A 9,858-nucleotide genomic window follows, 5' to 3' on the forward strand; every position below is an offset into this window, starting at 1 on the left:
AGCCCTCGAAGGCTCTTTCAAATCTCTTCGAAGAGATTTGGCCGGCGACGGCGGGCTCAGCCCGCCGCTTCGGCCTTCTCGGCCAGCTCGAGCCATTCCTCCTCGGCAGCGGCGAGCTTTTCCTGCCGCTCGTCCAGTGCCTCGGTGGCCTTCTTGAACTTCAGCGGCTCGCGGGTGAAGAGCTCGGGGTCCGCCAGCAGGCCTTCGAGCTTGCCGATCTCGGCGGTCAGCCGGTCGATCACCCCGGGCAGCTCCTCCAGCCGGTGCTTGTCCTTGAAGCTCATGCCCTTCTGCTGCGCCTTGGGTTTCGGCGCGGCCGAGCTGTCCTTGCCGGGCTTGGCGACGGGCTTCTCCTTCGCCGCGCTGGCGGCTTCGGCCTCTGCCTTCTGCGCCTGGTAGTCGCTCCAGCCGCCGGCATAGGTGATCGCCTCGCCATCGCCCTCCATCGCGATGGTCGTGCTGGCCACCCGGTCGAGGAAGTCGCGGTCGTGGCTGATCAGCAGCACGGTGCCGTCGTATTCGCCCAGCAGGTCCTGCAGCAGGTCCAGCGTCTCCACGTCGAGATCGTTGGTCGGCTCGTCGAGCACCAGCATGTTGCTCTCGCTGGCCATGATCTTGGCCAGCAGCAGCCGTGCCTTCTCGCCGCCCGACAGGGATCGCACGGGCGCGCGGGCCTGGCGCTCGTCGAAGAGGAATTCCTTGAGATAGCCGACCACGTGTTTCGGCTGGCCACGCACCAGCACCTGGTCGGCCTTGCCGGAAACGCGCATTTCGGGATCGCCGGTGAGGCTTTCCCAGAGCGTCATCTCCGGATCGAGCCGGGCGCGGGTCTGGTCGAAGATCGCCGGCATCAGGTTGGTGCCGAGCTTGACGCTGCCCGCATCGGGCTCGATCTCGCCCATCAGCATGCGGATGAGGGTGGTCTTGCCGACGCCGTTCGGACCGACGAAGGCGACGCGGTCGCCGCGCATCACCGTCAGCGAGAAATCCTTGACGATCTGCTTGTCGCCGAAGCCCTTGGTGAGGGCCACGGCATCGATCACTTTCTTGCCCGAGGTCGGGCCGGAGGAAAGCTCCATCGCGGCGGTGCCCTGGCGGCGGATCTGCGACGAGCGCTCGGCGCGCAGCGCCTGCAGCGCCCGCACGCGGCCCTGGTTGCGGGTGCGGCGGGCCGAGATGCCCTCGACCGCCCATTTCGCCTCGGACTTGATCTTGCGGTCGAGCTTGTGGCGCGCCTCGTCCTCCTCGGCCCAGGTCTTGTCGCGCCAGGCCTCGAAGGCGGCGAAGCCCTGCTCCTGCCGGCGCACGGCGCCGCGGTCGATCCACAGCGTGGCGCGGGTGAGGTTCTCTAGGAAACGCCGGTCGTGCGAAATGAGGACAAAGGCCTTGCGGGTGCGCTTCAGTTCGTCCTCGAGCCAGCCGATGGCGTTGATGTCGAGGTGGTTGGTCGGTTCGTCGAGCAGCATGACGTCCGGATCCTGCGCCATCAGCTTGGCCAGCGCGGCGCGGCGGCGTTCGCCGCCCGAGGCGGTGGCGACGGGGCGGGCGGGATCGAAGCCGAGCCCTTCGCCGGCCGCCTCGACCTTGTACATCTCCGCCGGGCCGAGGCCCTCGGCTGCGTAGTCGCCCAGGGTCTCGAAGCCCGAGAGATCCGGCTCCTGCTCCATATAGCCCACCGAGATGCCCGGCGGCACGATGCGGTCGCCGGTGTCGGGCTCGACGAAGCCCGCCATGACCTTCATCAGGGTGGATTTGCCCGAGCCGTTGCGGCCGACCAGCGCGACGCGGTCGCCGGGCTGGACGTTGAGCGAGAGGCCGGAAAACACCGGCTCGCCACCGAAGGTGAGCGCGATGTCGGAGAGCTGGAGAAGGGGTGCCTGTGCCATGCCCAGAGCGCTAGGGCCGCGCCGGGAAAAGGTCAAGTGGGCGCGCGCAGAGGGGCACCGTTAACCCTCTCTTCAAGGGTGCCGGGCTATGTGCGGCCGCATGGATCCGGTCTGCCTCGCCCGCCTTGGACTGCTCGGCAATCCGCTGCGCGTCTCGGTGCTGCGGCTGCTGGTCCGCTACCTGCCGCATCCGCTGGCGGCGGGCGATCTGGCCCGGGCGCTGATGGTGCCGCCCTCGACGCTCTCGGCGCATCTGGCGGCGCTTTGCGAGGCGGGGTTGCTGGTGCAGCGGGTGCGGGGATCGCTGAGGCTCTACCATGCGGTGCCGAGTGCGCTGGCGCAGGTGATCGACTGGCTCGGGGCGGATGTGGCGCTGGGGCGGGCCGGCGCGGACTGGCAGCCTGCGGGGCGGCTGCGGCTGCTGTTTCTCTGCGCCGACGGGGCGCGGTTGTCGCCGCTTGCCACGGCGCTGGCGCGGCGGCGGCTCTGGGGCCGGGCGCGGGTGCGCGCGGCGGGCGTTGCACCGGTCGCAGCGCTCGATCCGGTGCTTGTCGAGGTGCTCGCGGCGCATCGTCTGCCGGCATGTCTTCCGGTAGCGCTCGGAGTGCCGTTCGAGGTGGGTGCCGGGAAGCTCGATGTGGTGATCGCGCTCGATGAGCGGGCTCTTGCTGCGCTGCCCATCGCCGCGCAGCTGCCACCCCCGATCAACGCTTATTGGCCCTTGCCCGAGGTGCGGGACGGGCCGGTCATCCCACGGGCCGTCGCGCTCCATGCCGCGATGCGTGCGCTGGAGCCGCGGCTTGCGGCGCTGGCGCGGCTGCCGCTGGCCGCCGCGCCGCGCGAGGCGGTGCAAGCCGCGCTCGACAGTCTCAGTTCAGGTCTTCCAGAAGTTGCCCGTGCTGCCGGGTCTGCGCCAGAACCTCGCCGAAGGTCGACATCCCCTGTGCTTCGAGCATCGGCAGCATCCTGACCAGAACTTCCGCGGTGGCCCGCGCGTCGCCAAGCGCGGTGTGCCGCAGGGCGGGCGGGATGATCACGCCGAGCCGCTCGCAGAGCGCGTCCAGCGTGTGGGTCTGGCTCGCCCCGAAGAGCACCGCCGAGAGCAGCACCGTGTCGAGGATGGGGTTGCTCCACTCCACCCCCATGCGGGACTGGTGGCGGCGCAGGAAGGCCATGTCGAAGGGCGCGTTATGCGCCACGATCACCGCGCCCCGGGCGAAATGGTGGAAGCGCCGCCCGGCCTCGGCGATGTCCGGCTGGCCGTGCACCATGGCGTCGGTCACCTTGTGCACCCTGGTCGAGGATTGCGGGATCTCCATGCCGGGGTCCACCAGCTGGTCGATCTGCTCGCCGGGAACGATCTTGCCGCTGACCACCCGCACCGCGCCGATCTGAACCACCTCGTCCTTGTGCGGCAGCAGCCCCGTCGTCTCGGTGTCGAAGACCACATAGGTCAGCGCGCGCAAGGGCGTGTCCTCCAGCGCGGCAGAGGCCGGCGCGGTGAGCAGCGAGAAATCGAAGACCATGGGCCGCTCGGCCTGAGGCGCGATGCGTGCCTCCGCCTCCTCGATGATCAGCAGGTAGCCGCCCGCATCGAGCGGTTTCATCCGGCCATGATAGCTCTGTGCCTCATCGACCGAGCGCAGGGTCAGCGTGACCTCGCGCCCGGTGCGGTGCATCTCGCGCACCGCCGCGTCGATGCCGGCGGCGAGGAAGTAATCCGTGACAGCCGCGTTGAGCCGCGGCACGTGGATCTGGGCGAGCACCTCGGCGGCCTGCCCGTCGTAGAGCACGATACGGCCCTTGGGGCTGACCATGATGGTGGCCACAGGGATCTCGGTGAGCAGGGCGGTCAGACGCTCCTTGTCGGCGGCGAGCTGCGCGGTCTCCTCGGCCACCCGTTGCGCCGAGGCCAGCGCGGTTTCCGACAGCCGGGCGGAGACCGCCTCGGCGGCATGGGCAAGATCGCCGAGGTAGCGCGCGCCGTGCAGGTCGACCTGCCTGTCGACACCTGCATGGGCGCGCACGCGCATCTCCGAGGCGATGCGCTCAACCGGCTTGGCGACATTCTCGTCGAACAGCAGCCAGACCCCGGCGCTCAGCGCCACGATGCCGAAGACGGCGAGGATGCCGGCAAAGAAGAAGCCGTTTGCCGGGGTGGTCGCGAGCGCGCGCCCATAGCCGAGCCAGAGCGCCAGCGCCGTGATCCCCGCGCCGCCCAAGGCGATCAGTACGAAGAACAGGAAGATGCGCAGGCGCAGGCTCAGCTGGGTCATATGCGCGCCTCCGAGCAGACCGCGGTGACGATACTGTCCTCGGCACCAACCTCGCGCCAACGCGGCTCGCCGCCGTCGCCACCCATGGGATCGGCGCGGCGTCCGCCCGGACAGTCAACCATGATCTCGACCACCTGCGTCGGCTGCCAGCGGGCGAAGAAATAGAGGTCGGCAAGGTAGAGCCCCGGCGTTTGCGCGTTCTCGCGCCGCCCGGCGGCATCGACGGCGATGAAGCGGTCGGTCATTGGCCAGACGTAGGTCCAGGGCCGCCAGAGCGCGCTGGAGTCGTGCGTTTCCACCACCTCGACCCCGGCCGGCAGCGCCTTGGCGGTGCTGCCGTACCAGCCGTATTCCCCGGCGATGGAGGCGGCGAGCATGGCCGCGCCCGCTCCGATGGGGATCATCCAGCGCGGCAGCCGCCCGCCGGTGGCCTTGCGCAGCAGCATTACCACGCCGGCCCCGGCAAGGCCGGCCACCAGCACCGCAATCAATTCGTAGAACATCTCTCCCCCCTCAGGTCCTTACCCCAGCATGCCGCGCCCGTGGCCGATCGCCGATTGCATCGACTTGATCACCACGAAGGCGTCGCGCAGGTGGCTGCGCTCGAAGTCCGACAGGTCGGACGGCGCAAGATAGTTGTCGGGCTTTTCCCCGCGCTTGACCAGCGTTGCCTGATGCTCGAGCCGGGTTTCGGCGATCAGGTCGTAGGCGTCCAGCAGGTCCTGCCCGCCCGAGCCCGACACCGCTCCGGCGGCGATGGCGCCCTCGATCCGGGCGCGGGTTCCGGCCTCGGGCAGCCGCGCCTGCAGCGCGTAGACCCGTGCCAGATCGACCACCGGCACCACGCCGTTGTGTTTGAGATCGACGGTATTCTTGTGCTCGCCCGAGCGGATGGTGGCAAAGCCGCGCAAGAGGCCCAGCGGCGGCGTGTGCTTGAGCGAGTTTGAGATCATGTGGGCGGTGAAGATCGAGTTCTTCGAGGCCGCTTCCAGCGTCTCGTGCTGCAGATCCTCGAACAGCGATTTCGTGCCGCCGATGGGGCGCAGGTCGAACATCACCGAAGCGAGCATCTGCGCCTCGGGGTCGGGTTTCTCGATCCAGCCACGGAAGTATCTGCGCCAGACCGATTGCGTCTGCAGCCAGCGCGGGTTGGTCGCCATCATGTCGCCGGGGCAGTAGAAATATCCAGCCTTATCAAGCCCATCGCAGACGAACTTCGCCATCTCCCTGAAGTATTCAAGGTCCCGTTCGGTGGCGCTGTCGTCGAGGATCATGCAATTGTCCTGGTCCGACACGCCGGTCTGCTCCTGCCGTCCCTGAGAGCCGCAGGCAAGCCAGAGCCACGGCACCGGCGCGGTGCCAAGGTCCTCTTCGGCCAGTGCCAGCAGGCGGCGGGTGACGGTATCGGCGACGTCGGTGATCAGCCGCGTGGTGACCTCGTGACGGTTGCCGCCGGCGACCAGCTGCGCCAGCAGCTGCGGGATGCGGGCGGTGGTCTCGGCCATCTGCGCGGGGCTGCGGGCGCGGGCGATGGCGGCGACCAGCTCGGCCGAGCTGACCGCCTGGAATCGGGTGAGGTCGGTCTGGGTGACGATGCCCACCAGCCGCCCGGCGTCGGTGATCGGCACGTGGCCGATGCCGCGCTCGACCATCGTGTGCAGCACGTCCGAGCCGATCGCCGAGGGCGGCAGGGTGACCGGCTCGTGCGACATGATCTCGGAGACCGGGATATTGGTGTCCATGCCGCCCGCGACCACCTTGGCCGAGATGTCGCGGATGGTGACGATGCCGATCAGGTCGCGGCCCCGGGTGATGCAGAGCGACGAGACGCCTTCCTCGCGCATCATCAACGCGGCCTGCTGGGCGGGGGTCTCGGGCGGCACGGTGAGCGGGGCGCGGGCCATAAGCGTCTCGACCCGGCTGTGCGCGAGGTCTGACCTGCGCGGCCGCGCGGCCCGCGAGCGGTCGAAGAAGCGGCGGGCGGCGGCATGTTCGGCCACCAGCTCGCGGAAGGCATAGGCGGGCAGCATCAGCAGCACCGTCTCGTCGAGCGCGCTGGCGGTGGTGGCCGCCAGCCCCTCGCGCATCAGCCCGCGCTCGCCAAAGGAGTTGCGCGGCCCCAGCAGCGAGACGGCGACGCCGTTCTCGTCGCGGATCTCCACCTGGCCTGTGTGCACGAGGTAAAGCCCCTCGAGCTGGCTGCCGACGGCATAGACTTCCTCGCCGGGCTTGTAGCTGCGTGTCAGGAACTGCGGCACCAGCACGTCGAGCGCATCGGTGTCCAGCGCGTCATAGGGGTGCACCGAGGTCAGGAAACGGCGCAGGTCGTCGGGCTCAATCGGCATCTTGGCGCTCCGGTGGTGCGATGTGGGTGCAATCGCGGAAGAAAAATCCCGCCCCGGCATAGCGCGGGGCGGGACATTTGCCTAGGGCGAGGGCGCTTGCGCGCCCAGGCTCCGTATCACCGATCAGTGATCCTGGGCTGCGCCCGCGCCGCGCGGAACGCGCACGCTTTCCACCAGCTCGGAGATTTCCTGCGGGATCGGCTTGGTCATCGCCGAGACCGTGAAGGCCACCGCGAAGTTCACCAGGGCACCCACCGCACCGAACGAGGTCGACTTGATCGTGCCGAGCAGCGGGTCGGCGTCGGTGAAGCTGTTGGTGTCGGGGATGAAGAACCAGCCCTTGTGCAGGAAGATGTAGAGCAGGGTGACGATCAGACCCGAGAGCATGCCCGCCACGGCGCCCTTGTTGTTCACCTTCGAGAAGATGCCCATCATCAGCGCCGGGAAGATCGAGGCTGCGGCAAGGCCGAAGGCCAGTGCCACGGTCTGCGCCGCGAAGCCCGGGGGGTTGAGGCCCAGCCAGGTGGCGACAGCGATGGCCACGGCCATGGCGATCCGTGCGGACAGAAGTTCGCCCTTTTCGCTGATTGCCGGGTTGATCTGGCCCTTGATCAGGTCGTGGCTGACCGCCGAGGAAATGGCGAGCAGCAGGCCGGCGGCGGTCGAGAGCGCGGCGGCGAGACCACCGGCGGCGACGAGGCCGATCACCCAGCTCGGAAGGTTGGCGATCTCGGGGTTGGCGAGCACGAGGATGTCGTTGTTGAAGTTGGTCAGCTCGTTGCCAGCCCAGCCCTCGGCGGTTGCCTTCTCCTGCATCGCGGCGTTCTTGTCGTTGTAGTACTGGATGCGACCATCGCCGTTGAGGTCTTCCCAACCCAGAAGGCCGGTCTGCTGCCAGGTGGCCATCCAGTCATAGGCCGGATCGCTCTCGATCTGCTCGAGCGAGACAGCCTGGCCCGCAGTGCCTTCCGGCCAGAACTGCTGGGTGATGTTGAGGCGTGCCATCGCGCCCACGGCCGGGGCCGTCAGGTAGAGCAGGGCGATGAAGACCAGCGCCCAGCCGGCGGACCAGCGCGCGTCGGCCACCTTGGGCACGGTGAAGAACCGCATGATCACGTGCGGCAGGCCGGCGGTGCCGATCATCAGCGACAGGGTGAAGAGCACCATGTTGAGCGTGTCGCCGTTGTGGGCGGTGTATTCGCCGAAGCCCAGCTCACGGACGATCTGGTCGAGCTTGGCCAGCAGCGGCTCACCCGAGGCCTGATCGGTGCCGAAGAGGCCAAGGCCCGGGATCGGGTTGCCGGTCAGCTGCAGCGAGATGAAGATCGCCGGGATGGTGTAGGCGAGGATCAGCACGATGTATTGCGCGACCTGCGTGTAGGTCACGCCCTTCATGCCGCCGAACACCGCGTAGGCAAACACGATCACCGCACCGATCAGCAGACCGGTGGTGCTCGACACCTCGAGGAAGCGGCCGAAGGCCACACCGACGCCGGTCATCTGGCCGATCACATAGGTGGTCGAGGCGATGATCAGGCAGATCACGGCCACCAGGCGCGCGGTCGGCGAGTAGAAGCGGTCGCCAATGAACTCGGAGACGGTGAACTTGCCGAACTTGCGCAGGTAGGGCGCGAGCAGCAGCGCCAGCAGCACGTAGCCGCCGGTCCAGCCCATCAGGTAGGCCGAGTTGTCATAGCCGGTGAAGGCGATGAGGCCCGCCATCGACAGGAAGGAGGCTGCGGACATCCAGTCTGCCGCCGTCGCCATGCCGTTGGTGACCGGGTGCACGCCGCGCCCGGCGGCGTAGAATTCCGACGTGGAGCCCGCGCGGGCCCAGATCGCGATGCCGATGTAGAGCGCGAAGGAGGCGCCCACGAACAGCAGGTTGATGGTGAACTGATCCATGACGCCTTACTCCTCGTCCACGCCGTATTCACGGTCGAGCTTGTTCATCCGCCAGGCGTAGAAGAAGATCAGTGCCAGGAAGACGATGATGCTGCCCTGCTGGGCGAACCAGAACCCCAGGTCCGAGCCGCCGACCGCGATGCCCGAGAGCATCGGGCGCAGCAGGATGCCGAAGCCGAAGCTGCAGAGCGCCCAGATGATCAGGCTGATGAAGATGAGACGCAGGTTGGCCGACCAGTAGGCCTTGCCGGCCTCCTCGGCGCCATGCGCGTGGTGCGTTGATTGATCCGCCATGGCGGTTCCTCCTCCTGAAAATGCGGCCGCCCCTCCTTTGAGCGGCCTCCGACGGATCAGCCCGTCGCTTTTTCGACGATCGCGCCGAGCCCGGCGGCGATCTCCTCGATCTTGCCCATCGCGTCGATGCGGCTCAGGGCGCCTTTGCTGTCGTAATAGCCGATGAGCGGGGCGGTCTGCGCGTGGTAGGCCTCGAGCCGCGAGGCCACGGTTTCCGCCTTGTCGTCGGCGCGGCGCTTCATCTCTGTCCCGCCGCAATGGTCGCAGACGCCGCTCTGTTTCGGCGTCTTGAACGTGTCGTGATAGCCCTCGCCGCACCCGGCGCAGGTGTAGCGGCCCGAGATCCGGTCCACCATGGCGGCGTCATCCACCTCGAGGCTGATCGCCGCGTTGATCTTCTGCCCGCTCTCGGCCAGCAGCGCGTCCAGCGCCTCGGCCTGCACCGTGGTGCGCGGGAAGCCGTCGAGGATCACGCCCTGCGCGCAATCGGCTTCTGCAATGCGGTCGCGCAGGATGGCGATGACGATCTCGTCGCTCACCAGTTCGCCGGCTTCCATGACCGCCTTGGCCTGCTTGCCGGCCTCGGTGCCCTGCGCCACGGCGGCGCGCAGCAGATCGCCGGTCGAGAGCTGCACCAGCCCGTATTTGTCCTCGAGCTTGCGCGCCTGGGTGCCTTTCCCGGCCCCCGGAGGGCCGAGAAGGATGAGCACGGGGGCGCGGGTCACGGTCGTTGCGTCCATCTCGCTCACCCCTTGTTTGCGCGGTTTTCGATGAGGTCGTCGACGACGGAAGGGTCGGCGAGGGTGGAGGTGTCTCCGAGGGCGCCGTAGTCGTTCTCGGCGATCTTGCGCAGGATGCGGCGCATGATCTTGCCGGAGCGGGTCTTCGGCAGGCCGGGGGCCCATTGGATGAGGTCGGGCGAGGCGATCGGGCCGATCTCGGTGCGGACCCAGGTGCGGAGTTCCTTCTTCAGGTCCTCCGACGGCTCGACGTCGTTCATCAGCGTGACGTAGCAGTAGATGCCCTGGCCCTTGACCGCATGCGGGTAGCCGACGACGGCGGCCTCGGCGACCTTGGCGTGGGCGACGAGCGCGCTTTCCACCTCGGCGGTGCCCATGCGGTGGCCCGAGACGTTGATCACGTCATCGACGC

The 9,858-nt window shown here is 68.4% G+C and carries 9 protein-coding genes; 1 reads left to right on the top strand and 8 read right to left on the bottom strand.

The features are described from left to right. Positions 1 to 56: 56 nt before the first annotated feature. Entirely contained in the window at positions 57 to 1,886 is a 1,830-nt protein-coding gene (locus tag BM397_RS25930; protein ID WP_092430001.1) for an ABC-F family ATP-binding cassette domain-containing protein, read from the bottom strand. Positions 1,887 to 1,974: 88 nt separating this feature from the next. Here BM397_RS25930 and BM397_RS25935 point away from each other — a divergent pair, with 88 nt between their 5' ends. Then, a complete protein-coding gene (locus tag BM397_RS25935) occupies positions 1,975 to 2,856 on the top strand; it encodes an ArsR family transcriptional regulator (protein WP_092429999.1) in 882 nt (293 codons plus the stop codon). Here BM397_RS25935 and BM397_RS25940 read toward each other — a convergent pair. From BM397_RS25940 to BM397_RS25970, 7 genes are all read right to left on the bottom strand, one after another. Beyond that, on the bottom strand, positions 2,756 to 4,162 hold the full coding sequence (locus BM397_RS25940) for a 3'-5' exonuclease (protein WP_092429997.1): 1,407 nt from the start codon (positions 4,160 to 4,162) through the stop codon (positions 2,756 to 2,758). The genes BM397_RS25935 and BM397_RS25940 overlap by 101 nt on opposite strands. Further along, on the bottom strand, positions 4,159 to 4,665 hold the full coding sequence (locus BM397_RS25945) for a hypothetical protein (RefSeq protein ID WP_092429995.1): 507 nt from the start codon (positions 4,663 to 4,665) through the stop codon (positions 4,159 to 4,161). Before BM397_RS25945 ends, BM397_RS25940 begins: the two co-directional genes overlap by 4 nt. Before the next feature lie 18 nt (positions 4,666 to 4,683). Beyond that, positions 4,684 to 6,507: a DUF294 nucleotidyltransferase-like domain-containing protein gene (locus BM397_RS25950; RefSeq protein ID WP_092429993.1), complete on the bottom strand. Its 1,824-nt coding sequence runs from the start codon at positions 6,505 to 6,507 to the stop codon at positions 4,684 to 4,686. A 123-nt stretch (positions 6,508 to 6,630) separates the two neighbouring features. Then, a complete protein-coding gene (locus tag BM397_RS25955; RefSeq protein ID WP_092429990.1) occupies positions 6,631 to 8,412 on the bottom strand; it encodes a sodium:solute symporter family protein in 1,782 nt (593 codons plus the stop codon). Between the two features lie 6 nt (positions 8,413 to 8,418). After that, the gene (locus BM397_RS25960) at positions 8,419 to 8,706 is read right to left on the bottom strand and encodes a DUF4212 domain-containing protein (protein ID WP_092429988.1); all 288 of its coding nucleotides are present in this window, start codon (positions 8,704 to 8,706) and stop codon (positions 8,419 to 8,421) included. 56 nt (positions 8,707 to 8,762) lie between these two features. Next, positions 8,763 to 9,446 (bottom strand): adenylate kinase, encoded by a 684-nt coding sequence (locus BM397_RS25965; protein ID WP_092430164.1) that lies wholly within the window; start codon positions 9,444 to 9,446, stop codon positions 8,763 to 8,765. A gap of 5 nt (positions 9,447 to 9,451) precedes the next feature. Next, a partial coding sequence (locus BM397_RS25970; RefSeq protein ID WP_439895880.1) for an AMP-binding enzyme occupies positions 9,452 to 9,858 on the bottom strand: 407 nt, incomplete at its 5' end.

The organism is Alloyangia pacifica, assembly GCF_900116195.1.
Taxonomy (GTDB): Bacteria; Pseudomonadota; Alphaproteobacteria; order Rhodobacterales; family Rhodobacteraceae; genus Salipiger; species Salipiger pacificus.

Coding starts and splice junctions, on each gene's coding strand:
- BM397_RS25935 (WP_092429999.1), top strand. CDS start 1,975: ATGTGCGGCCGCATGGATCCGGTCTGCCTCGCCCGCCTTGGACTGCTC.
- BM397_RS25930 (WP_092430001.1), bottom strand. CDS start 1,886: ATGGCACAGGCACCCCTTCTCCAGCTCTCCGACATCGCGCTCACCTTC.
- BM397_RS25945 (WP_092429995.1), bottom strand. CDS start 4,665: ATGTTCTACGAATTGATTGCGGTGCTGGTGGCCGGCCTTGCCGGGGCC.
- BM397_RS25965 (WP_092430164.1), bottom strand. CDS start 9,446: ATGGACGCAACGACCGTGACCCGCGCCCCCGTGCTCATCCTTCTCGGC.
- BM397_RS25955 (WP_092429990.1), bottom strand. CDS start 8,412: ATGGATCAGTTCACCATCAACCTGCTGTTCGTGGGCGCCTCCTTCGCG.
- BM397_RS25950 (WP_092429993.1), bottom strand. CDS start 6,507: ATGCCGATTGAGCCCGACGACCTGCGCCGTTTCCTGACCTCGGTGCAC.
- BM397_RS25940 (WP_092429997.1), bottom strand. CDS start 4,162: ATGACCCAGCTGAGCCTGCGCCTGCGCATCTTCCTGTTCTTCGTACTG.
- BM397_RS25960 (WP_092429988.1), bottom strand. CDS start 8,706: ATGGCGGATCAATCAACGCACCACGCGCATGGCGCCGAGGAGGCCGGC.